A 23,947-nucleotide genomic window follows, 5' to 3' on the forward strand; every position below is an offset into this window, starting at 1 on the left:
TGGCGCCGCCACGCGCGCCAGCCGATCGAGTTCGCCAAGAGCGTGTCCACGTTGGCCGACCTCAGCTGCGCGGTCCTGCCGAGGGCCGCGCCGGTGCGGTTGCAGATCAAAGTCCGTTGTGGCGCGCTGAATTCGAACCGGCTCGCGTATGCCTCGAACTCGTCGAGAGCCGGATCCAACAGCGCCGAGTGGAATGCGTGGCTGGTGTCCAGCCAGTCGCAGCGAACGCCGTCGGCGGTCAGGCCGGCCACCACCCGCTCCAGATCGTCCGCGGGCCCCGCCAGCACGGTGTTGGCACCGTTGTAGGCGGCCACCGACAGCCGGGGGAACTCGTCGGTGAAGCCTTCTACGCGCTCGGCCGCGGCGAAGACCGCGACCATCCGGCCGCCCGCCGGCAGATCGCCGAAAAGGCGGCCGCGTTCGGCGAGCAAGAGGGCGCCGTCTTCGAGGCTGAACACCCCGGCGACACAGGCGGCGGCGTACTGGCCGACGCTGTGGCCCAGCACCACGTCGGGTTCCAGGCCCCACGACTGCCAGAGCCTGGCCAGACCCATCTCGACGGCGAACAGGGCGGGCTGGGCGTAGCTTGTCTGCCGCAGGGTGTCCGGGCTCTCGGGATCGAAAATGACGTCCAGGAGCGGCTTTTCGAGCACCGCGTCGACCACCGCCGCGCATCGGGTCATCACCTCGGCGAACACCGGCTCGGTTTCGAACAACTCCCGGGCCATGCCGGCGAACTGGCTGCCTTGACCCGGGAACAACCACGCCGTCTTCGGCTTGTCGTCGCAGTCCCCCCGCAGCAAACCCGGCGCGGGGCGGTCGTCGGCGAGCGCGTCGAGCAACTCGGCGGCCGATTGCGTCGAATTCACCACCAGCGCGGCGCGATGCTCGAAGTGGGCTCGCCCGTCGCCGGCGGTGAAGCACACCTCCGACAGGTCGGCCTCCGGATGCGCGGTCAACCAACTGCGGTAGCGCTCGGCGAGCTGCACCAGGGCCGCCGGGGTGCGGCGCCGACAGCGGCAGAACACTGAAACGCCGGTCGTCGGGCTGCTCGACGACGCCCGGCGCCGCGGCCCGGCGGCCGATGTCGTCGGGCGCTTCCGCGAGGATGACGTGCGCGTTGGTTCCGGAGAACCCGAACGAACTGACCCCCGCGACGCGGGGGTGACCGTTGCGTTGCCAGCCGATCGCCTCGTCGACGACGCGCACCGGAAGCCGGTCCCACGGAATGTACGGCGACGGGTTGGAGAAGTTGAGGTGTTTCGGCAGGAGCTGGTGCTCGAGCGACAGGACGACCTTGATGATCCCGGCGATCCCCGCGGCCGCTTCCAGATGCCCGATATTCGTCTTCACCGACCCGATCAACAGGGGCCGGTCCGCGTCGCGCCCCTCGCCGAGTACGGCCGCCGCGGCCTGGACCTCGATCGGATCGCCCAGCGACGTCCCGGTCCCGTGCGCCTCCAGGTAGCCGACGTCGCGTGCCGAGACACCGGCGCGCTCCAGCGCTTCGGCGACGACCCGCTGCTGGGCGACACCGTTCGGTACCGTCAAACCGCCCGACGCGCCGTCCTGGTTGACCGCACTGCCACGGATCACGGCGCGAATCCGGTCGCCGTCGCGGATCGCGTCGTCGAGTCGCTTGACGACGATGACGCCGCAACCCTCGCCGCGCACGTAGCCGTCCGCGGACGCGTCGAACGTCTTGCAGCGGCCGTCGGGCGCGAGCATGTGCGCCCGGGAGAAGGTCATCATGGTTGCCGGGCTGAGCAGCACGTTGGCGCCGCCGGCCAGCGCGAGGTCGCATTCCCCCAGCCGCAGCGCCTGGCAAGCCTGGTGGACCGCCACCAACGACGAGCTGCAGGCGGTGTCGACGGTGATGGCCGGGCCCTGCAGCCCCAACCGGTAACTGATGCGACCCGCTGCCGCGGCGGCCGCCGTCCCGATCGCCATGTACGCGTCGATCGCGTCGTACTTCAACTCGTCGGAGACCATCGCCAGGTAGTCGTGGGTGGACAGACCGACGAACACCCCGGTCTTGGTGTTCGCCAAAGCCGTTGGGGCCGTCCCGGAATGCTCGACGGCCTGCCATGCCGTCTCCAGCAGGAGCCGATGCTGTGGGTCCATCAACATGACCTCACGCGTCGACACCCCGAAGAACGGCGCGTCGAACCCCACTACGTCGTCGACGAAGCCCGCCCGGCGGCTGACGATCTTGCCCGCCGCATCAGGGTCCGGGTCGAAGAATTCCTCGACGTTCCACCGGTCCGGGGGGACCTCCGACACCGCATCGCGCCCTTGCCGCAACACGTCCCAGAATTCGGAAGCGTCGGCGGCACCCGGAACACGCACTGCGTAGCCGACTATCGCGAAACCTGATGCGCGCTCCGTCCGAGTCTCGGCGGTTGCCATGCATCTGTCCTCTCACCTCGGACGACGAAGGTGGCTCCCCCGGGGGCCAGCCTCCGGCGATAGGTCCGTGACTTTTTACGGGCCAAGCTTTTGACCCGCTCACCGCACCACGTCGACCCGGTGCGCAGCAGAGTAATCCCCCCAGCGGCGAGTAGTGTCGCCGGATGCCGGACTGTGTCCCACGCCGGGCCGGTCCTACCCTAACCGTCGCCAACTACGTCGCGGTATACCTGTGGCCCGGCATGTCGCGGTCAGCGGTCGCCGAAGAAGTTATGTTGATCTCGCCACCAGCTTGGCCCGGAACTGCGGCCTGGCCGACCGAGGAGAAGATTTTTGCGCATCGGGAAAATCACGATCGGCTCGATCGGTGAGTGGACGCTGAGCCCAGGCGAAGTCGTCTCGTGGCACCCGACACCCGCCTCGCGGGACAAGGCGCGGCAAGCGCCGGTCAGTCCGGTGCCGGTCAGCTACATGCAGGGGCAACATCTTCAGGGCTATCACCGGCAAACGACCTCGGGGCTCGACTATTCACGGCAGATCATCGCCACGTGCGAAATCGCCGGGCAGTGCGACATTCCCGCCATGAACGAGGCGCTCAACGCATACCTGCGCCGCCACGATACGTACCGCAGTTGGTTCGAATACACCGAAACCGGAGAGATCCTCCGGCACACAATCGATAATCCCGACGACATCGAATTCGCGCCCACCGTCCACGGCGAATTGGCCATCGACGAACTGCACGATCATGTGGTCGCGACACCCGACCCGTTTCAGTGGGAGTGCTTCAGCTTCGGGATCGTTCAAAACCAGGACCACTTCACCTTTTACGCGAGCATCGATCACGTCCACGGTGATGCCGCGCTGATCGGTATCACGATGGTGGAGTCCCATGCGAGGTATTCGGCGTTGACAAGCGGCGCCGGACCCCTCGCGCTGCCCGCAGCCGGGAGCTTTGACGATTTCTGTGTCGAAGAGCGCCGGTACACGTCGGCTTTGACGGCGGACTCGCCTCAGGTACGCGCGTGGATCGAATTCGCGGAGAACAACAACGGAAGCCTGCCGGAATTCCCGCTGCCATTGGGCAACCCATTGGAGCCGACCAAGAGTGACATGATCACGGACACATTGATGGACGCGGCGCAGACAGCGAGATTCGAATCGGCCTGCTCGGCGGCAGGCGCCCGCTTCGTCGGCGGGTTGTTCGCCTGCCTCGCCCAGGTAGAACACGAATTTACCGGCGCAACAACGTATTACGGGCTCACCCCCAGGGACACCCGCAGGACGTCGGACAACTTCATGACCCAGGGCTGGTTTACCGGATTGGTTCCGATCACCATCCCGATAGCAGCGGTGTCATTCACTGACGCGGCGTGGGCGGCGCAGACGTCTTTCGATTCAAGCCTGGACATGGCCAAGGTGCCGTATTACCGCGTGCTGGAATTGGCGCCGTGGCTGAGCAGGCCTCGCCCGAACTTCCCGGTGACCAATTTCCTGCACGCCGACGCCGCCCCGATGAACGCCGTGCTGGCGGCGGCCGAGATGGGCTACGCAAATAGCATCGGAATCTATTCCGACGGAAGATATTCGTATCAACTGACGATCTATATCTTCCGGTACGAAGAGGGCACCGCGATGGCGATCATGTACCCCGCCAACGCAGTTGCCCAGAAATCAGTTTCCCGGTACGTCGCAGCGATGAAGTCCGTATGTATGCGGGTCGCCGATACCGGGCACTGGGGGCGCGTTGCATAGCAAGGAGTGCCGACGATGGCTGCTGCCTTTCTTCGGATGAGCCATCTCCGGCGGGCCGGGGGTTCGATGTGCGACGGCTAGCCGATTTCGTGATGCGGTGGCCCGGGGTGGTGATCGGGCTGTGGGTGGTGGTCGCGGTCGCCCTGCCGCTGACGTTTCCGACCCTGAACGAGATGGCGCAGCAGCATCCGCTCGCGATTCTGCCCAGCGGCGCCCCGTCGAGCGTCGCCGCCCGCAAGATGACCGAGGCGTTTCACGAATCGGGCGCCGAAGACCTCCTATTGGTGGTCCTCACCGATGAGAAGGGGCTGGGACCACCCGACGAAGCCGCCTACCACAAAGTGGTGACCGCGCTGCACGAGGACGCGCGTGACGTGCTGATGTTGCAGGATTTCGTCAGCACGCCGTCGCTGCGCGCGGTGTTGACCAGTAAAGACCACAAATCCTGGGTGCTGCCGGTCGGCATCGCCGGCGAATTGGGCACGCCGAAGGCCTACGCCGCCTACACCCGCGTTGCCGACATCGTCCGGCACAGCGTCGCCGGGACTCCGCTAGCAGCGAACCTCGCCGGACCCGCGGCCACCGTCAGCGACCTCACCGTCGCCGGCGAGCGGGACCGCACTCCGATCGAACTCGCGATCGCCGCGCTGGTGCTCGTCGTCCTGCTCGTGGTGTACCGCAACCCGATCACCATGCTGCTACCGCTCATCGCGATCGGGGCGTCGATGGTGATCGCGCAGGCCGTCGTGGCCGGCATCTCGCAAGCCAGCGGGTTAGGGGTGTCGAATCAGTCCATCGTCTTCTTGAGCGCGATGGTCGCCGGCGCGGGAACCGATTACGCGGTCTTCCTGATCAGCCGCTATCACGACTACTTGCGGCTCGGCGCCGGCTACGAGGAAGCGGTACGGCGGGCTTTGCTCTCGATCGGCAAAGTGATCGCCGCGTCCGCGGCGACGGTGGGGATCACCTTCCTCGGAATGAGTTTCGCCCGGATGGGCGTGTTCTCCACGGTAGGGGTGTCCTCGGCCATCGGGATCGGTGTCGCATTCCTCGCAGCGATGACCTTGCTGCCCGCCATTCTCGTGCTGGCCGGGCCGCGCGGATGGGTCAAACCGTCGCGCGAACTGACCGCCCGGTTTTGGCGACGGTCGGGGATACGCATCGTGCGCCGGCCGAGGAGTCATCTGGTCGCCAGCGTGCTGGTGCTGATCATTCTCGCCGGCTGTGCGGGCTTGGTGCGCTTCAACTACGACGACCGCAAGGCGCTGAGCGCCTCGGCCCCGAGCTCGATCGGGTATGCCGCGCTGGATCGCCATTTCCCGGTCAACCAGTCCATTCCCGAATACATCCTCGTCCAGTCACCGCACGACCTGCGCACACCCCGGGCCCTGGCCGATCTGGAGCAGATGGCCACTCGAGTCAGCCAACTGCCCAACATCGCTGCGGTCAGCGGCGTGACCCGGCCCGCGGGAGCCGTGCCGGAACAGTTCCGGGCGACGTATCAGGCGGGCGCGATCGGCGCTCGCCTGGGCGCCGGCTCCACCCTGATCAGCGACCACACCGACGACCTGAACCGACTGGCCGCCGGGGCGAACACGCTGGCCGACAACCTCGGCGATGTGCGCGGGCAAGTCAACCAGATGGTGGCCGGGATGCGGGGCCTGACCGACGCCTTCACGTCGATCAGGAGCCAGTACGGCGGTGACAAGTTGGTCAGAGAAGTCGTCTTGGCGGCCAAGCTGGTCAGCAGCATCAACTCGCTCGGCCATACCATCGGCGTGAACTTCGCGGCGATCAAGGATCTGTTCGCGTGGGTGGCCCCGGTGCTGACCGCGCTGGAGGGCAACCAGGTCTGCGATGCCGACCCGTCCTGCAGCGCCACCCGCGCCAATTTCGAGCGCGTGGTCAACGCGCGCGGCGACGGAAGCCTCGACCAGATCAACGATCTGGCCGGACAACTGCAGGCGTTTCAGGACCGGCAGACGCTCAACGCCTCGGTCGATCATCTGCGTGGTGCGCTGGCCAGCTTCGTCAAGGCGCTGCATGCCATGGGGCTGGACCAACCCGGGGGCCTGCAGGCCGACCTGAACCACCTGCAACAAGGCGCCGAGGAGTTCGCGGGCGGGAGCCGGCAAGTCGCCGACGGGGTGGACCAGCTGGTCGACCAGATCAAACAGATGGGGGCGGGGCTCGGCGAGGCGTCGGCGTTCCTCCTGACGCTGAAACACGACGCGGCCGAACCGTCGATGGCAGGGTTCAACGTCCCGGCGCAGCTCCTGCACATGGAGGAGTTCAAGAAGGCCGCGAAAGCGTTCGTCTCGCCCGACGGGCACTCGGTGCGTTACCTGGTTCAAACGAAATTGAATCCGTTCAGCTCCGAGGCGATGGATCAGGTCAACGCGATCGCCGACACCGCTCGCGGGGCCCAACCGAACACCGCGTTGGCGGACGCCTCCATATCGATGGCGGGCTACCCCGTCACGCTGCGGGACACGCGGGACTTCTACCAGCACGACATCAGATTCATCGTCGCGGTCACCATCGTCGTCGTGCTGTTGACCCTGATGGCCCTGCTGCGAGCGGTCATCGCACCGCTGTATCTGGTGGCTTCCGTCGTGGTCTCGTATTTGTCCGCGGTCGGCATCGGCGTCCTGACGTTTCAATTCGCCCTCGGCCAGCAATTGCATTGGAGCGTGCCGCCCTTGGCCTTCGTGGTCCTGGTCGCGGTCGGGGCGGACTACAACATGCTGCTCATCTCGCGAATGCGTGACGAGTCCCCGCACAGCATGCGATACGGCATCATCCGCACGCTGGGTTCGACCGGCGGGGTGATCACCGCGGCGGGTTTGATCTTCGCCGCCTCGATGTGGGGGCTCGTGTTCTCCAGCATCAGCACCGTTGTCCAAGGCGGTGTGGTGATCGGGATCGGAATCCTGCTCGACACCTTCGTGGTGCGCACCATCACGGTGCCCGCCCTGGCTACGCTGGTCGGGCGGGCGAGCTGGTGGCCGTCCCGACCGGGACCGTGGCGGCCGTCCGTGGCCTCACCGGCCGGGAATGCGCCGTAGGCACCCGGTCAGCCGGCGCGGTATGCGACACTACGAGGCGGAGTCGAGCAGGCGGGGAAGTGGCCGGGAAGTGGTGATGCAGAAACTACTCGCAGGAGTTACCGCCCTGGTAACCCTCGGCGCCACAGGATGTTTCGGCGTCGGAATCGCCACGGCCGACGACGCGCCGGGCGACGGGACGCCAGCCGGCGGAACGGCGTACGCCCTCGGAGGCGCCCACGTCCCGGGCATCCCTTACGACGAGTACGGCCGGCGCCTGGGGGCCGGATGGTTCCCCGGGCTCAGGCGCGAGATCGTCAACTACCCCGCCGGGCAGGTGCAGGGCCACGTGTTGGAGCGGCTCTTTCCGGGGATAGGCCGGCTGGATGAAGCCTTCCCGGGCCTGGGCGTCGACGGACCCAGCATCGGCGAGTCGGTGGCCGTCGGGGAGGACAACCTGGACGCGGCCATCCGCCGGGGTGGCCCCGGCGCCGCGATCGGCCTTTCCGAGGGTTCGCTCGTGGTTGACGCCGAGCAGGCCCGGCTGGCGAACGATCCGGCCGCTCCCCCACCAAATCAATTGGTCTTCAGCACCTTTGGCAATCCGGTCGGGCATCACGCCTTCGGCCAGAGTTTCCTGACCTCCGTTTTTCCGGTCGGCGCCGTCGTTCCCGCAATGGACTACCGCATACCGCCCCCGGTGGAGAGCCAGTACGACACCAAGGCGTTCGTCGCGGCCTACGACATGATCGCCGACTTCCCCGACCGGCCGGACAACCTGCTGGCCCTCGCCAACACCCTGGTGGGCGAGGCGACCGGGCATACCGCGGTCGCGTTCACCGACCCGAGCATGGTGCCGCCGCAGAACATCAGAACCACCGTCAACTCCCGGGGCGCGACGACAACGACGTACCTGATTCCCGAAAAACACCTCCCGCTGGTGATACCGCTGGGCTACCTCGGGGTGCCGGAAGACGAGCTGAACCAGCTCGACGCCGAGCTGACGCCCATGGTGAACGCGGGATATTCGCGAAACGACGACCCGCTGACCGCACCCGTCCAAGTGGATCCGGTGCGCGGCTTCGACCCCGCGGCCGTGATCGCACCGGCCAGTCAGGCCACCTTCGGCGGCGGTGCAGACCCGTTTTCCCAGCTGTTGTCCAGCTCCATGGCCGCGTTCGGCCAGGGCAACCGTTGACCGGATAGCCGGGCCCCGAGACGCGCCGGCCCGTCGGTGATAATGGCTCAAATTCGCCACGTCAAAGGAGACGCGATGAGCAGGTTTCCGGCCGACCGTCCGCTGCGGGTAATCCAATGGACGACCGGAAACATCGGGCGCCGTTCGCTGCACGCCATCATCGGCAGGCCGGACATGGAGCTGGTCGGGGTGTATGCGCACGGGGCGGACAAGGTGGGCGTGGATGCCGCCGAACTGGCCGGCTGGCCCGAACCGACGGGAGTGCGGGCGACGAACGACATCGATGCGCTCCTCGCCCTGGGTGCCGACGCGTGTTGCTACAACCCGTTGTGGGCAGGCGTCGATGAATTGGTGCGGTTACTCGAGGCCGGCGTCAACGTCTGCTCCAGCGCGGCCTGGATCACCGGCGGCAAGCAGACGCCGGAGGACCGCGAACGCATCGTCGACGCCTGCAAACGGGGCGGTTCGACGATCTTCGGCAGCGGCGCGCACCCCGGCATGACGAACATGGTCGGCATGGTGCTGTCCGGCGCCTGCGAACGCGTCGACGAGATTCGCATCACCGAGTCGGTGGACTGCTCGACCTACGAATCGGCGGAAACCCAGACGGCGATGGGGTTTTCGCAGGATCCCGAGACGCCGGGGCTGGCCGAAAGCGTGCGGCGCGAAAGCGAGGTCTTCGCCGAATCCGCCGCCATGATGGCCGACGCGATCGGGGCGAAGCTGGACCGGATGACCTTCGACGTGACGTTCACCGCCGCCACCGACGATTCCGATCTGGGGTTCATGCGGATCCCCGCGGGAACGGTGGGCGGCGTCTATGGCTACCACCGCGGCTGGGAGGGCGACCGCAACGTGGTCAGCGTGGGCTTCAACTGGACCATGGGCAATCACGTGGTGCCGCCCAAACCGCTGGAGCACGGCCACGTCATCCAGGTGTTCGGGTTGCCCAACATGCGCACCGTCCTGCATTGCCTGCCGCCGAAGGACTGGACCGAGCCGGGGTTCATGGGGCTGGGGATGATCTACACCGCGATGCCGGTGACCAACGCGGTCCCGGCCGTCGTCGCCGCCGAGCCGGGGATCGTGACACTCGCCGATCTGCCGCCGGTGACCGGCCGGGTGGCCCGTTAGGCCGCACCATATGCCGTTCACCACACCGAAGGCCCCCGGAGGAACGCTTGCGTGCACTAAGGTTTAGAGTGCTTAGCTGAGCAAATAGTCGAAAAGACAGCGGTGTCGTCGGCGACGTAGGTGAGCTTTGCGGCAATGCCCGGACGGCGGGCAAGCGGAAGGCGGTCAGGTGGTGGCTAGTCCAGACTCGGGTCCACGTACTCCCACCGTGACCCGTGTGCTCAAACGGGCGTGGATACCGCTGGTTTTGGTGGTAGTCCTGGCCGTTTCGGCATTGATCGTGTCGCGGCTCCACAAGATTTTCGGCTCTCAGGACCTCAACGCGAACGCCGGCAAGGGGATCGAAATCGTGCAGTTCAACCCGAAGGTCGTCGTCTACGACATCACCGGGCCGCCCGGGGCCACCGCCAACATCAACTACTGGGACGAGAACGCCAACACCCATCAGGTGAACGCGGCGCCGCTGCCGTGGTCGGCCACCATCTCGACGACCTTGCCGTCGGTCAGCGCAAACATCATGGCGCAAAGCGACAGCGGTGAGATCAGCTGCAAGATCACCGTGGACGGCGTCGTGCGCGAACAGCGCAGTTCCGACGGCCACAACGCGCAGACCTTCTGCCTGGTGAAGTCCGCATGACCAACGCGAGCAACGAGACCCAACGTGACGTGAGCGCGGCCGACACCGGCCCGATCAACATCAAGGGCCTGTCCAAGGCCGAGCGGGGCCACCGCCCGTACCTGCCGCACGCGATCCGCATCTTTGCGGTGCCAATCATTTTGGTTTGGCTGTTCGTGACAGTCCTGGTGAATGTCATCGTTCCGACACTGGAAAAGGTGGGTGAGGCCCACTCGGCGCCGATGACACCGCTGGACGCGCCGTCGATGAAGGCGATGATGCGCCTGGGCCACAATTTCCACGAATTCGACTCCAACAGCACGGTGATGATCGTGTTGGAGGGCCAGCAACCGCTCGGCCCCGACGCGCACCAGTACTACGACAAGCTGATTCGGCAACTCCGCCAGGATCCCAAGCACATTCAGCACATTCAGGACTTCTGGGGCGACCGGCTGACGGCCGCGGGCGCGCAGAGCGCCGACGCCAAGAGCGCCTATGTGCAGGTGAACCTCGCGGGTAACCAGGGCACGACGCTGGCCAACGAGTCCGTGGATTCCGTCCGCAAGGTGATCGAGGAGAACAAGGCGCCACCGGGCGTGAAGGCCTACGTCACGGGGCCTGCCGCGCTGTCCGACGACATGCACATCATCGGTAACGCCAGCCTGGCCAAGATCACGCTGTTCACCCTGGGCGCCATCGCGATCATGTTGCTGCTGGTCTACCGGTCCATCGTCACCACGCTGGTGCAGCTGTTCATGACCTTCGTCGCGCTGGCGTGTTCCCGGGGTGTTGTCGCGGTTCTCGCGTACCACAACGCATTCGGGCTCACCACCTTCGCCGCCAACATCCTCACCATGTTGGCGATCGCGGCGGGGACGGACTACGGCATCTTCCTGATCGGCCGCTATCAGGAGGCGTTGGCCGCGGGCGAGGACCGAGAAACCGCGTATTACACCACATTCAAGGGCGTCGCCCCGGTTGTCTTGGGGTCGGGCCTGACGATTGCCGGCGCGACGTATTGCCTCAGTTTTTCGCGGCTACCGTGGTTCAACACCATGGGGGCGCCCGTGGCGATCGGCATGATCGTGGTGGTGCTGGCCGGCGTCACGCTGGGGCCCGCGGTGGTCTTCGTGGGCAGCCGCTTCCACTTCTTCGAGAGGCAGGCCAAGCGTGGCCGACTGTGGCGCCGGGTGGGTACCGCCGTAGTACGTTGGCCGGCACCGGTTTTGGCAGTGAGCGCCGCCGTCGTGCTGGTCGGCATGATCGCCCTGCCGAGCTTCCACACGAGCTACAACGACCGCCATTACCTACCTTTGTCAGCCCCATCCAATCAAGGACAAGAGGCCGCGAACCGGCATTTCTCCGAGGCGCGGATGAACCCCGACCTGTTGATGGTCGAATCCGACCATGACATGCGAAACCCGGCCGACATGCTGGTGCTGGACCGGGTGGCCAAGAACGAGATGCGCACGCTGGGCATCGCCATGGTCCAGGACATCACCCGGCCGCTGGGCATCCCGATCCAGCACAGCTCGATACCGTTTCAGAACAGCGTCCAGAGCCAGACGACGATGCAGAACATGAGCTTCCTCAAGGACCGCATCGCCGACATCCTCCGGATGGCCGACGACCTGCAGACCCAGATCGATACCACGCAACGCCAATACGAGGTGTCGCTGGACCTGGCCAACGCCGCCGACGACAGCGCGAAGACCACCGCGGTGACGTCGCAGATCACCGATACCCTGCGTGACCACATCGCGGATTTCGACGACACCTTCCGGCCGATACGCAGCATCTTCTACTGGGAACGGCACTGCTACGACATCCCCGTGTGCATCGGGTTGCGGTCCCTGTTCGACACGTTCGACGGGTTCGACCAGCTCGCCGAGCAATTCCACTATCTGACAGCCGATATCGCGCACACCGCCAAGGCCACCCATGACCTGAATGCGCTGTTCCCCACGCTGATCACCACGCTGAAGACCACCAGGGGCATCACGCTCACCCTGTATCAGACGTTCAAGGCGATGATCGACCAGATGGAGGCGATGAGCAACACCTCGATCGTGATGGGGCAAAGCTTCGACGCATCGAAGAACGACGACTTCTTCTACCTGCCGCCCGAGGCCTTCGACAACCCGGACTTCCAGACCGGCCTTCGGATGTTCTTGTCGCCGGACGGTAAATCGGCGCGGTTCTTCATCACGCATCAGGGCGATCCGATGTCGCCTGAGGGCATTGCGCAAGTCGACGCCGAACGCACCGCCGCGCAGGAGGGTCTCAAGCAATCGTCGCTGTCCGACGCCCGGGTCTACCTGGGCGGAACCGCCGCGACGTTCAAGGACATGGCCGACGGCGAGAAGTACGACCTGATGATCGCCGTGGTGTCCGCCCTGACGCTGATCTTCATGATCATGCTGCTGCTTACCCGGAGCGTGGTGGCCGCGCTGGTGATCGTCGGCACCGCGGCCAGCTCGATCGCCGCGTCGTTCGGCCTGTCCGTGCTGATTTGGCAGGACCTGTTCGGCATCAGGATCCACTGGATCGTGATGGCGCTGTCCGTGATCATCCTGCTGGCCGTCGGATCCGACTACAACCTGTTGCTGGTCTCCCGGTTCAAAGAAGAGATCCATGCCGGCCTCAAGACGGGAATCATCCGGTCGATGGCGGGTACCGGCGGGGTGGTGACGGCGGCGGGTCTGGTGTTCGCGTTCACCATGGCGGCCATGTTGGGCAGCGACTTGCGGGTGCTGGGGCAGTTCGGTTCGACGGTGTGCATCGGTCTGCTGCTCGACACGCTGGTCGTGCGCACGTTGCTGATGCCGTCGATCGCGACGCTGCTGGGCCGTTGGTTCTGGTGGCCGCAAGTGGTGCATCCACGGGGCGACAACGCGCGGCGGTCGGTGGCGGCAGCCTCCGTCTAAGGCGTCGGCAGCTGCACGACGACGGCGACGGCGCCCGCGCCGTCGTGCAGCGCCAGCACCGGCCCCAACGGGGTGATAATCGCCGGCTCACACGCCGGTAACCGCCGCGCCAGCGTCGCGGCCACCTCCTTGGCGCCGTCCGGATTGGCGACGTGATGGACCGCCAGGGCGGCGGGACTGTCGCCCGCCACCTCGCAGACCCGGTCGATCATCGCCTCGGTCGCGTGGGTGACGGTACGAACGCGTTGCGCGAGAACGAGTTTGCCGTCGTCGATGCGTAGCAGCGGCTTGAGCGCCAGCGCGGTACCCAGCCACGCCTTGGCCCCGCCGATCCGTCCGCTGCGTCGGAGGTTGTCCAGCCGGTGCACCACCATGAACGCATGGCTGTGCCGCACAGCCAGATCCGCCGCGTCGGCGACGGCGTCGAGGTCGCCTCCCGCGGCCGCGGCCCGCGCGGCGGCCAACGCGACGAAGCCGGTGCCCATCGCGGTCGACCTGGAGTCGACGACGCGCACGTGGGGGTCCAGGTCCGCGGCGGTCCGTTGGGCGGCGCCACAGGTTCCCGACAGCGCGGACGAGAGGTGCACCGCCACCACGCCGTCACCGCCGCTGTCGGCCAGCGCCTGCTGGTAGGCGTCGGCGAGTTCGGCCGGCGTGGCCGCCGCGGTGGTGGCGTGGCGCTTGTAGACGTCCTCGGGGATCTCGTCCACGCCGTCACGCAGATCGACACCGTCGAGCAGAATGTGCAGCGGCACAACGCGAATCGCCCACTTGTCCAGCAGGTCCGCCGGCAAGCGCGCCGACGCGTCGGTCACCACTACGACAGGCATTGTTCAGCCGCGTTGTTTCTCGTTCGGTACCCCCGCCTCGGCCAGGGCCTTCAGCATCAGCTCGGCAACCGCCTGGTGTGCTTCGAAATTCCAGTGAATGCCGTCGGGATTTCCTCGTCCACTCATGATGTGCTCGGCGACAGCCGCTTTGAGGTCCACCAGCGGGACATCGCGGCTTTGCGCCCACTCGGTGATGGCCGCCGCGGTGGCGGGACGGCCGTGGTGGGCCCTGCCGTAGGTGTCGGCAATGTGCACCGACGGCAGTGACGCCACGATCGGGATACCGGGGCGGTTGAAATCGATCGCGTTGCGGGTCTGTTCGAGGTAGTCGGCGCTCAGGTGCGCAGGCAACGCCGACCGGGCCACCGGTGACAGCCTGGGCTGCAGCCAGCCATAGCCGTCGCGGACCCAGCGGCGCAGCCGTGGCGGCCGCACGTAGCGGATCAGTTCGCGCAGCGCCGTCGGCAGCACCGACGGCAGCGAATCCATACCGCCGGTGGCGAAGATGACCGCGCCCGCCCTGGGCAGGGCCGCCCAGGCACGCGGGTCCTGGGTCGCGGCCCACCAGATGTCGCGGCAGGTCCAGCCGATGCGGCCGATGAGCTCGACATCCCAATCCAGTTGGGCAGCAACGATGTTGGGCCAGATCCGCGGATCGTCAGCGGGCAGGCCGCCGGTGGGCCCGTAATAGGCCAGCGAGTCGGCGAATATCAGCAGGGTGGGCCGGGCCTCAGAGGACATCGTTGGACACCTGCGCCGAAGCGTTCCAGACGTCCAGACGCCAGCGGATGGCGTCCACGCCTGCGTCATCGTCGGAATGGCCCGAAAGCTGCACCCAGCTGGCATTGCCCATGCCACCCAATACCGGCCAGTTGGCCACCGGAAGCTCCAGCAGCGCGGCCGACAACGCGGCGATCAGGCCGCCGTGGGCCACCAGCACCACCGGGCGGTCGGCATGCTGGGGGCCGCCCCACTCCGGCTCGCCGGACACCAGTTCGGCCACCAACGGCACGCTGCGGGCGGCGACGTCGACCCGGCTCTCGCCGCCATGGGGCGCCCAGGTGGCGTCTTCGCGCCAGGCCAGGCGGGCGCCGGGGGCCAGCGCGTCGACCTCGGTGTGCGTCAACCCCTGCCAGTCGCCGAGATGCGTTTCGCGCAACCGCGGGTCCACGCGGATGGACAGCCCGGTCCGCTCCCCCAGCCGGATCGCCGTGTCGTAGGCGCGATGCAGATCGGACGAGACGATCAGCAACGGCTGCAGCTTGCCCAGCACCTCGGCGGCGGCGATCGCTTGTGCCCGCCCCAGTTCGCTGAGTTGGGAATCCAGCTGACCCTGCATCCGGCTACCGGCGTTGAACTCAGTCTGTCCGTGCCGCAACATGATCAGGCGACGAATCGTCATTGCGTTCCCGCCTGGTCTTCCGGGACCTCGGCGAGGTCCACCGGCACCACCGGGCAGTCGCCCCACAACCGGTCCAGGGCATAGAAGTCGCGGTCGTCCTGGTGCTGGATGTGCACGACGATGTCGCGGTAGTCCAGCAGCGTCCAGCGGCCCTCTCGGGTGCCCTCCCGGCGCGCCGGCTTGTAGCCGGCCCGGCGCATCTTCTCCTCCACCTCGTCGACGATGGCGTTGACCTGCCGCTCGTTGGACGCCGACGCGATGACGAAGCAGTCCGTGATGACCAGCTGGCCCGACACGTCGATCACCACCACGTCGTCGGCCAGCTTCGAGGCGGCCGCGCCGGCGGCGACGGTCGCCATGTCGATGGCCTCCTGGGTGGCAGTCACGTGTTGTTCCCGGCGGGCAGGCTTGAGCGGCTCACGGTGTCCTTCGGTTGTCCGCCGCCGCGATACAGCCGGCGCTTGGAGACGTACTGCACGACACCGTCGGGCATCAGGTACCACAGGGGTCGACGCTGCTCGGCGCGCAGACGGCAATCGGTCGACGAGATGGCCAGCGCCGGGATCTCGACAAGCGTGAGCACGTCGTCGTCCAGCTCGCCCAGGACGCCGGTGATGTGTTCGCGCCGCAGCTCGTATCCGGGCCGGCTGACGCCGACGAACCGCGCCAGGTCGAACATCTCCTGCCAGCCCTGCCAGGACAGGATGGAGGCGAGCGCGTCGGCGCCGGTGATGAAGTACAGCTGCGCATCGGGGTTGAGGGCGTGCAGATCCCGCAGGGTGTCCTTGGTGTAGGTGGGTCCGGCGCGGTCGATGTCGACGCGGCTCACCGAGAAACGCGGGTTGGACGCGGTGGCGATCACCGTCATCAGGTACCGGTCCTCCGCGGCGGAGACGTGCCGGTCCTTCTGCCAGGGCTGACCGCTCGGCACGAACACCACTTCGTCGAGGTCGAACAGGTCGGCGACCTCGCTGGCGGCAACCAGGTGCCCGTAATGGATGGGATCGAACGTCCCGCCCATCACGCCCAGCCTGCGCAGCTGCTTTTGCACGATTTGCCAGCTTACTTGAGCCGGCGACGGCGCCTGATTTCCCAGCCGCCGCCCGCGAGCGTGCGCGTTTGTACGGCTAGCGCGGCGTGTCGCCGTACTGGGGGCACCTCCCGCTTGCGGGGGAACACGCACGCTGGGCAGAATTCACACCGGCAGCAGCTGGTCGATCACCGCGGCGAGCTGCTTGGCCGACCGGCATTCGTGCATCGTGATGATCTCCTGGTAGCGCGGCACCGCCGAGTCGCCGCTGCCCCACAGATGCCTGGGCTCGGGGTTCAGCCAGTGGGCGTGCCGGCTCGCGGTGACCATATGGGCCAGCAACCCGGTCTCGGGATTGCGGTAGTTGGTGCGGCCGTCCCCGAGCACCAGCAGCGAGCTGCGCGGCGACAGCACGTTGGGGAACGCCTGCACGAACGACGCGAAGGCGTTGCCGTAGTCGGAATGCCCGTCGCGGCTGTACACCCCGGCCTCCCGGGTGATGCGCTGGATCGCCACGGCCAGATCGGCCTCCGGGCCGAACATGTGTGTCACCTCGTCGGTGGTGTCGATGAATGCGAACACCCTGACCCGCGAGAACTGTTGACGCAGAGCGTGCACCAACAACAGGGTGAAATGGCTGAACCCGGCGACCGAACCGGACACGTCGCACAGCACCACCAGTTCCGGGCGCGCCGGGCGCGGTTTGGCCAGCACCACGTCGATCGGCACGCCGCCGGTGGACATCGACTTGCGCAGCGTCTTACGCAGGTCGATAACCCCGGCGCGGCTGCGTCGTCGCCGCGCCGCCAGCCGGGTGGCCAGGGTCCGGGCCAGTGGGGCCACCACCCGCTGCATCTGGCGCAGCTGGTCTCCGGAAGCGCGCAGGAACTCGACGTTCTCGGAAAGCTGTGGGATGCCGTACATCTGGACGTGGTCACGCCCGAGTTGTTCGGCGGTGCGCCGTTTGGTCTCGGCGTCGACCATCTTGCGTAACTGGGTGATCCGCTGCGCGGCAAGCGCTTTGGCGATCTGCTCCTGGGTGGGAGTGGGCTCGTCACCGTAGGGCGCGAGGAGCCCCGCCAGCAGCTTGCCCTCCAGTTCGTCCAGCGCCATCGCCTTGAGCGCCTGGTATGACGAGAACGACGGGCCGCGGCTGGAACTGTATTTGCCGTAGGCCTCCACGATGCGCGCGATCATCGCCACCAGCCGCTCGTCCATTTCCGCGAGGTCGGGATTCTCGGTGAGCAGGTCCAGCAGCATCTGGCGCATCGCCTCGACGTCGTCGGGCGGCAACGAGTCATCCTGCGCCCCGTCGGCGTCTTCGTCGGTGACCACCGCGCGTGTGCCCAACGCGGCCGGGAACCACAGGTCGAACATGGCGTCGTAGGTCTCGCGGTGTTCCGGACTGCGCAGCACGGCGCACGCGACGCCCTCGCGCAGCACCTCGCGGTCACCCAGACCCAGGGTGGCCATCACCCGGCCGGCATCCACCGTCTCGGATGGCCCTACCGAAATACCCACTCCGCGAAGCGCTTCCACGAAACCAACCAGGTGACCAGGCAGTCCGTGCGGGGCCAGTGGCCGGGTCGGCCGGATGCGACGAGGGGCCATCGGTGGGTTCCTAGTTCAACCGGAGCTCGCCGCTTGCGCGCTGCTGGTCGGATTGATGCTTGAGGACCACACCCAAGGTGGCGGCGACGACGGAGTCGTCGATGGTGTCGAGGCCGAGCGCGAGCAGCGTGCGGCCCCAGTCGATGGTCTCGGCGATGGACGGCACCTTCTTGAGCTGCATGCCGCGCAGCACGCCGATGATGCGCACCAGTTCTTCGGCGAGATGCTGGGGCAACTCGGGCACCCGCGACAACAGGATGCGGCGTTCCAGCTCGGGACTGGGAAAGTCGATGTGCAAGAACAGGCATCGACGCTTGAGGGCCTCGGACAGTTCCCGGGTGGCGTTGGAGGTCAGCACCACGAAGGGTGTCCGCTCCGCGGTGATCGTGCCCAATTCCGGTACGGTCACGGCGAAGTCGGACAGCACCTCGAGCAGCAGTCCCTCGATCTCGATGTCGGCCTTGTCGGTTTCGTCGATCAGCAGCACCGTGGGCTCGGTGTGCCGGATAGCGGTCAGCAGCGGACGTTGCAGCAGGAATTCCTCGCTGAACACATCGTCTTTGGTTTGATCCCAGTCCCCCGAGCCCGCCTGAATGCGCAGGATCTGCTTGGCGTGGTTCCACTCATAAAGCGCGCGGGCCTCGTCCACCCCTTCGTAGCACTGCAGGCGGACCAGTCCCGAGCCGGTCGCCTCGGCGACGGCGCGGGCCAGTTCGGTCTTGCCGACGCCCGCGGGGCCCTCCACCAGTAGCGGCTTGCCCAGCCGGTCGGCAAGGAACACCGCGGTCGCGGTGGCGGTGTCGGGCAGGTAACCGGTCTCGGCCAACCGTCGCGAGACGTCATCGATGTCGGCGAACAATGGCTTGGGCCGGGCGGGCACGCTCACTATCTCAGTTCTCCTCAAGCATTTTTCGTCGCTGATGTCAGGCGGGACGGACGTGTCCGTCGCCCCAGGCAATCCATTTGGTCGAGGTCAGCTCCGGCAACCCCATCGGACCGCGGGCATGCAGTTTCTGGGTGGAGATGCCGATTTCGGCACCGAAGCCGAACTGCTCACCGTCGGTGAACGCCGTCGACGCGTTTATCATCACTGCTGCGGCGTCGACACCGTCACTAAACCGTTGCGCCGCAGCCATATTGCTGGTGACGATGGCCTCCGTGTGGCCCGTGCCGTACTCGTTGATGTGCGCGATCGCGGCGTCGATGCCGTCGACCACCGCGACCGCGATGTCCATCGACAGGTATTCGCGGCGCAGGTCGTCCTCCGACGCGTCCGCCGAGAACCCTCCGTGCACGGTCACACCGGCATCTTCGAGAGCGGACACCAACCGCGGCAGGGCCTTCTTGGCGATCGCCGCGTCGACCAACAGCGTCTCGGCGGCGTTGCAGACACTGGGCCGGCGGGTCTTGGAGTTCAGCAGGATGCGTTCCGCGACATCGAGGTCGGCCCCTTCGTGCACGTAGACGTGGCAGTTCCCGACGCCGGTCTCGATGGTGGGCACCTGGGCGTCACGGACGACCGCGTTGATCAGGCTCGCACCGCCGCGCGGAATCACCACGTCGACCAGGCCGCGGGCCTGGATCAGGTGCGTCACCGTGGCGCGGTCGGCGGCCGAAAGCAGTTGCACGGCATCGGCGGGCAGGTCCTCGCTGACCAGCGAAGCCCGCAGCACCTGCACCAGAGCCTGGTTGGATCGCGCCGCCGACGAGCTTCCGCGCAACAACACGGCGTTGCCCGACTTGAGCGCCAGACCGAAGGCGTCGACGGTGACGTTGGGCCGGCCTTCGTAGATCATGCCGACGACGCCGAGCGGCACGCGCTGCTGCCGCAGATGCAAGCCGTTGGGCAGGGTGTAGCCGCGCAACACCTCCCCGACCGGGTCGGGCAGCCCGGCGACCTGGCGCAGGCCGGCGGCGATTCCTTCGACACGTGTGGCATCCAGCGCCAACCGGTCGAGCATCGCCGTCGGTGTGCCGACGGCTTCGGCGGCGCTGAGATCTTCGGCGTTGGCAGACAGGATCAAGTCGGTGTGGGCCGCTATCGCGTCGGCCGCGGACCGCAGCGCCTGGTCCTTGGCGACGGTCGGCAGCAGCGCCAGCACGCGGGAGGCGACCCGGGCGCGGCGAGCGGCGTTGTGGACTTCTCGGCGCAAGTCAGGCAGCGATGGTGCTTGCAGACTCATTGAACCAGGGTAGCGGGCCTTCACCGGTCGGGTGAGGCGGCCCGGGTATTACGGCATCCGCCCCGCGCGTAACGCGCCGGCGATCGACATGCCCGCTCGCCGGAGGTCAGCGGAGGGGTTTCGCCGACGTCGGCGCCTCGATACGGGCGGGCCCGGTTCGCTCATGCCGAGTTGCCTGTCGCACCTTGGCTTGCCGCTCGTCGATCAGTCGGCCCAGGTCTTGCAGGAGCAAGGGCTTACGCATCACGAGATCCTCGAGGTGTTCGCGATCGATCTGTAGCGCGGTCACCTCGTCCAGTGCGTACGCGCCGGCGAGGTTGGGTTGACGGGTGAGCGCGGTCAGGCCGAGGAACGATCTCTCGTCCAGGGTGGTGACCGGTACCACCGATCCGTCGTCGGCTGTCGCGGTCAAGCGCACCCGGCCGGCCACCAGGAAGGTCATCCCACGGGACACCTCACCGGCCGACTCGAGGATTTCGTCGGCGCCGAAGCGGACGATCTTCGCATACGGCACCAGTGATTGCTGATCGGCGTGACTCAGCCGCAACGCCGGCGCCACCACCGTGCGCAACGCCTTTTCCACCCGTTGCTTGGTCGAATAGTTGTCGTCAGCGCCGTCAAGCCGAAGCCGCGCCCGCCGCGCGGCGTACCAAACCCAGCGCAGGAACGTCGCTTCGGTGGCCTCGGCGTCGGCGGGCGACGACAACCGAATGCTCGTGCGGTACTGCCCGCCGCCCAAGGCGACGGTGGTGGGCGGGATTTCGGGTCTGCGGGCCGGTAGCGCCACGGCCACCCGCGTCAACATCGCGCACACCTTGTCCGGCGCATCGCCGGCCGCGAATTTCGTTGTGATCGCACAGTCGTACGCGCGGGACGGGCGACTGAGATTAGTGAACGAGGTGCTGGCCAGCATCGAGTTGGGCATGATGCGGATCCCGCTGCCGGTGTCGATGTGTACGGATCGCCAGTTCACTTCGACGACGCGCCCCCGCGCCGTCCCGGTGTCCAGCCACTCATCGATCCGGAACGGCTGCTCGAACAGCATGAACAAGCCGGACACGACCTGGCCGACGGAGTTCTGCAGCATCAGGCCGATGACCACCGACGTGACGCCCAGCGCGGTGAACAAGCCGCCGATCCGGACGCCCCAGATCATCGACAGCATCACCGCCAGGCCGACGCCGATGACCCCGAAGCGGGCGACGTCGACGAAGATGGTGGGCAGTCGTTTGCGCCAGCTGTCGTCGGGCGCGCCCTCGAACACCGTGGCGTTCAGGGCCGACAGCACCAGCACCAGGACCAGCAGGCCGAACACCGTCGTGAGGATCCGCACCGTGCCGTCTCCGGCCGGCACCTGCGAAGCCTTGACGAGCAGCAGCAACAGCGCACCCAGCGGCAGCAGGTAGTTGCGCAGCAGGCTTACCTGCCTGGCCAGCTGGCTGTTTCGGCGGACCAGCATGCGGTGCAGCTCGGTGAGCAGGATCAAAACGACCGGGAACCCGACCGCGACCCCGATGGCCCAGTAGAACCACGATGAGTCGAACAGGTTCATGGCCGCTCCGACAACCGGTAGATCGCCTGCTCGGCTCCGCCGACCGAGATGGTGCCGTTCGGCGTGAAATGCCGCACGTCCCGCATCGCCTCGTACACCTGCGAGGTCACATAGATGCCCGATTGGTTTGCGCCGCTTTGCATTCGGTAAGCCAAGCTCACCGCCGCGCCCCACATGTCGTAGACGAGCCCCGAGCGGCCGACCAGTCCGCTGATGACGTCACCGGTGCTGATGCCCACCCGAAGGCGCAGCTGGTGACCGGCTTGGGTATTGAACCGATCGATGATGTGGCGCATTTCGATGGCGAAGTCGACGCTGCGGTGGATGCTGTCCAGCCGCGGCGTGACCACCCCACAGCTGGCGAGATAGCCATTGTGGAAGGTGCGGATCCGCTCGACGCCCAGAGACTCGGCCGCCGAATCGAACTGGCGGAACAATTCGTCGACGATCCCCACCAATTCGTCGCCGGATACATCGACGGAAACCTCGTCGAGCCCGACGATTTCGGCGAAGATCACCGCCACGCCCTGGTGTTCCAGCGCGATGGTCTCCTGCCCCTCGCGATATCGCTGAACCACCGACTCGGGCATCAGCGCCAGCAACAGGCGGTCGTTCTCCCGGCGTTGTTCGTTGAGCAACTCCTCCTTGATCGCCAGGCTGCGGCTCATCTCGTTGAAAGCCGCGGTGAGGTCGCCGATTTCGTCGCGCGTCTTTACCGGGATGTTGACCGCGTAGTCGCCCGAGCTGATCTTCTGCGTGCCCGCCTGCAGCCGTCGGATCGGCCGCAACATCAGCTGCGCAAGCACCATCGACGCCACGCAGATGGCAAAGATCATGATCGATACCGCCAGCACGACCGTTCTACTGAACCTACCCAGGCGCGCGAAGGCATCCGAGTTGTCCCGGGTCGCCAGGATCGACCAGTGCAGATCGGAGTTCGGCACGGTCAACGGGGCGTAGGCCTCCAACTCCCGGTTGCCCAGGTAGTCGGTGGCGCTGATGACCCCCGTCTGTCCGCGTTGGGCGGCGCGAAGACCCGCGGTCGGGACCGGCTGCACCAGCGTCGTACCGCCGAGCCGGATCGCTTGCTCCACCACGTCGGCCGGGGTGCCCGACGCCACCGCCTCGCGTTTGTATTCCGCTGGATCCTCCAGGAAAAGCCTTGAGTCCGAACGCATCAGGTTGTCGGGGCCGGCCAGGTACGTCTCGGTCGCCGGCCCCATGCCGACGGCCTCCCAGTGTTTGTCAGCGGTCATGATCTTGTTGATCTTCGAGATCGGCAGCGGCAGGGCCATGACGCCGTTGAATTTGCCGTTCATCCCCACCGGCGACACCGCCCACGCCGTCGGGGTGTCGAGCTGCGGCTGGTACGGCTGGAAGTCGGTGATCCAGACGAAGTTGATGTCGTTGGAGCGCAAGGCTTTCTGGTAGGCGTCGCGCAGATTGGATTCCCGGTAGGGGCCGGTGAGGATGTTGGTGCCCAGGTCCGGGCCTTTGTTCACCGAGAAGACGACATTGCCCTGCATGTCCAGCAGCAGCGCGTCCGGGTATTCGAAACGGGTGACGATGTCGTGCATGTAGAAGCCGTAGCGGGCGCTGGCCGCCGACCATGCGCTGCCGTCGCCGGCATCCTGGACCTTCCGCGCGTCGGAGATCGACGGATACGGCGCCGTGTAATAAGCCTGAAGATACTTCTGCGCGTTGGAACTCGGGAGGATCGCGTTGCGATCGAGTTCCTCACCCGTGATCCGCTTGATCGGCTTGATCATGTTTTCGTCGTAGTAGTTGACGAGAGCCAGCTGCTGGGCCGGCGTGATGGTCGCGTTGGACAGCTGCGCGAACCCGTCGGTGAACGCCGTTGCCGCCTCGACGATGCTGAACCCGCCGCTGTAGACGATCAGCGAATTGGTCACCTCTTTGAAAAGCGACCGCACCTGCTGCGCCTGGGACTCGCGCAGTTCGATGAGCCGCTCGGATTCGACCTGGCGCAGCGCGTTGCGGCCGGACGATGCCCCGATGAACCCGATCACCCCGATCGACAGGATGCTGGAGAGCAGCAGCATCAGCATCAGCTTCGATTGAAGGCCGATCCGGAAAAGCCGGCGACGGCGAAACTTATGGCCCTTGCGCGCCTCTGCTCGGTGCGCCGCAGTCGTTTCGGCCGGCGTGGACGCCGGTGCCGTCTGGGAAGCCGGCTCAGCGTCTTGTAGCTCGCTCGAGGTCACTCGACTACGCCCTTCCTGGGACAACGCA

Annotated in this window: 16 protein-coding genes and 1 pseudogene; 6 read left to right on the top strand and 11 right to left on the bottom strand. The window is 66.7% G+C overall.

The window, feature by feature from the left end; genetic code table 11:
• A pseudogene (locus tag A5713_RS12805) lies at positions 1-2,409 on the bottom strand (type I polyketide synthase); the annotation flags it as partial.
• Between the two features lie 333 nt (positions 2,410-2,742).
• Here A5713_RS12805 and A5713_RS12810 point away from each other — a divergent pair.
• From A5713_RS12810 to A5713_RS12835, 6 genes are all read left to right on the top strand, one after another.
• Positions 2,743-4,164 carry a condensation domain-containing protein gene (locus tag A5713_RS12810; RefSeq protein WP_068095984.1) on the top strand — a complete coding sequence of 474 codons (1,422 nt, stop codon included), beginning with the start codon at positions 2,743-2,745 and terminating at the stop codon, positions 4,162-4,164.
• A gap of 68 nt (positions 4,165-4,232) precedes the next feature.
• Entirely contained in the window at positions 4,233-7,232 is a 3,000-nt protein-coding gene (locus A5713_RS12815) for an RND family transporter (protein WP_304442513.1), read from the top strand.
• Positions 7,233-7,308: 76 nt separating this feature from the next.
• Positions 7,309-8,409, top strand: a complete 1,101-nt coding sequence (gene pe, locus A5713_RS12820) for an acyltransferase PE (protein ID WP_067919166.1) — start codon at positions 7,309-7,311, stop codon at positions 8,407-8,409.
• Between the two features lie 75 nt (positions 8,410-8,484).
• Entirely contained in the window at positions 8,485-9,543 is a 1,059-nt protein-coding gene (locus A5713_RS12825; RefSeq protein ID WP_067919157.1) for a dihydrodipicolinate reductase, read from the top strand.
• 208 nt (positions 9,544-9,751) lie between these two features.
• Entirely contained in the window at positions 9,752-10,180 is a 429-nt protein-coding gene (locus A5713_RS12830) for an MmpS family transport accessory protein (RefSeq protein WP_102417080.1), read from the top strand.
• Entirely contained in the window at positions 10,177-13,086 is a 2,910-nt protein-coding gene (locus tag A5713_RS12835) for an RND family transporter (protein WP_067919155.1), read from the top strand. Before A5713_RS12830 ends, A5713_RS12835 begins: the two co-directional genes overlap by 4 nt.
• Here A5713_RS12835 and A5713_RS12840 read toward each other — a convergent pair.
• The 10 genes from A5713_RS12840 to A5713_RS12885 form a co-directional block, all read right to left on the bottom strand.
• Complete coding sequence (locus tag A5713_RS12840; protein ID WP_068095986.1) at positions 13,083-13,916, bottom strand: DegV family protein; 834 nt, start codon at positions 13,914-13,916, stop codon at positions 13,083-13,085. The two genes, A5713_RS12835 and A5713_RS12840, sit on opposite strands and share 4 nt — an antisense overlap.
• 3 nt (positions 13,917-13,919) lie before the next feature.
• A complete protein-coding gene (octT, locus tag A5713_RS12845; protein WP_068095988.1) occupies positions 13,920-14,657 on the bottom strand; it encodes a diglucosylglycerate octanoyltransferase in 738 nt (245 codons plus the stop codon).
• Entirely contained in the window at positions 14,647-15,318 is a 672-nt protein-coding gene (gene gpgP, locus A5713_RS12850) for a glucosyl-3-phosphoglycerate phosphatase (protein WP_068095990.1), read from the bottom strand. Before gpgP ends, octT begins: the two co-directional genes overlap by 11 nt.
• On the bottom strand, positions 15,315-15,704 hold the full coding sequence (rsfS, locus tag A5713_RS12855; RefSeq protein ID WP_067919148.1) for a ribosome silencing factor: 390 nt from the start codon (positions 15,702-15,704) through the stop codon (positions 15,315-15,317). The genes gpgP and rsfS overlap by 4 nt, the downstream gene beginning before the upstream one ends.
• A complete protein-coding gene (gene nadD / locus A5713_RS12860; RefSeq protein ID WP_255396481.1) occupies positions 15,701-16,357 on the bottom strand; it encodes a nicotinate-nucleotide adenylyltransferase in 657 nt (218 codons plus the stop codon). Before nadD ends, rsfS begins: the two co-directional genes overlap by 4 nt.
• A gap of 156 nt (positions 16,358-16,513) precedes the next feature.
• Positions 16,514-17,959 carry a VWA domain-containing protein gene (locus A5713_RS12865; RefSeq protein WP_068095992.1) on the bottom strand — a complete coding sequence of 482 codons (1,446 nt, stop codon included), beginning with the start codon at positions 17,957-17,959 and terminating at the stop codon, positions 16,514-16,516.
• A gap of 10 nt (positions 17,960-17,969) precedes the next feature.
• Positions 17,970-18,845 (bottom strand): MoxR family ATPase, encoded by an 876-nt coding sequence (locus A5713_RS12870; protein WP_068095994.1) that lies wholly within the window; start codon positions 18,843-18,845, stop codon positions 17,970-17,972.
• 37 nt (positions 18,846-18,882) lie between these two features.
• Complete coding sequence (locus A5713_RS12875; protein ID WP_068095996.1) at positions 18,883-20,142, bottom strand: glutamate-5-semialdehyde dehydrogenase; 1,260 nt, start codon at positions 20,140-20,142, stop codon at positions 18,883-18,885.
• Positions 20,143-20,248: 106 nt separating this feature from the next.
• Positions 20,249-21,694, bottom strand: a complete 1,446-nt coding sequence (locus A5713_RS12880; RefSeq protein WP_068095998.1) for a mechanosensitive ion channel domain-containing protein — start codon at positions 21,692-21,694, stop codon at positions 20,249-20,251.
• Complete coding sequence (locus A5713_RS12885; protein WP_067919137.1) at positions 21,691-23,919, bottom strand: adenylate/guanylate cyclase domain-containing protein; 2,229 nt, start codon at positions 23,917-23,919, stop codon at positions 21,691-21,693. Before A5713_RS12885 ends, A5713_RS12880 begins: the two co-directional genes overlap by 4 nt.
• Positions 23,920-23,947: the final 28 nt, after the last annotated feature.

The sequence above is a fragment of the Mycobacterium sp. E2497 genome (assembly GCF_001668695.1).
Classification (GTDB): Bacteria; Actinomycetota; Actinomycetes; order Mycobacteriales; family Mycobacteriaceae; genus Mycobacterium.

What these genes read in the sequence shown, in the direction of transcription:
- pe (WP_067919166.1), top strand. Translation starts at nt 7,309, where the DNA reads ATGCAGAAACTACTCGCAGGAGTTACCGCCCTGGTAACCCTCGGCGCC.
- A5713_RS12825 (WP_067919157.1), top strand. Translation starts at nt 8,485, where the DNA reads ATGAGCAGGTTTCCGGCCGACCGTCCGCTGCGGGTAATCCAATGGACG.
- A5713_RS12835 (WP_067919155.1), top strand. Translation starts at nt 10,177, where the DNA reads ATGACCAACGCGAGCAACGAGACCCAACGTGACGTGAGCGCGGCCGAC.
- A5713_RS12840 (WP_068095986.1), bottom strand. Translation starts at nt 13,916, where the DNA reads ATGCCTGTCGTAGTGGTGACCGACGCGTCGGCGCGCTTGCCGGCGGAC.
- octT (WP_068095988.1), bottom strand. Translation starts at nt 14,657, where the DNA reads ATGTCCTCTGAGGCCCGGCCCACCCTGCTGATATTCGCCGACTCGCTG.
- gpgP (WP_068095990.1), bottom strand. Translation starts at nt 15,318, where the DNA reads ATGACGATTCGTCGCCTGATCATGTTGCGGCACGGACAGACTGAGTTC.
- A5713_RS12865 (WP_068095992.1), bottom strand. Translation starts at nt 17,959, where the DNA reads ATGGCCCCTCGTCGCATCCGGCCGACCCGGCCACTGGCCCCGCACGGA.
- A5713_RS12875 (WP_068095996.1), bottom strand. Translation starts at nt 20,142, where the DNA reads ATGAGTCTGCAAGCACCATCGCTGCCTGACTTGCGCCGAGAAGTCCAC.
- A5713_RS12880 (WP_068095998.1), bottom strand. Translation starts at nt 21,694, where the DNA reads ATGAACCTGTTCGACTCATCGTGGTTCTACTGGGCCATCGGGGTCGCG.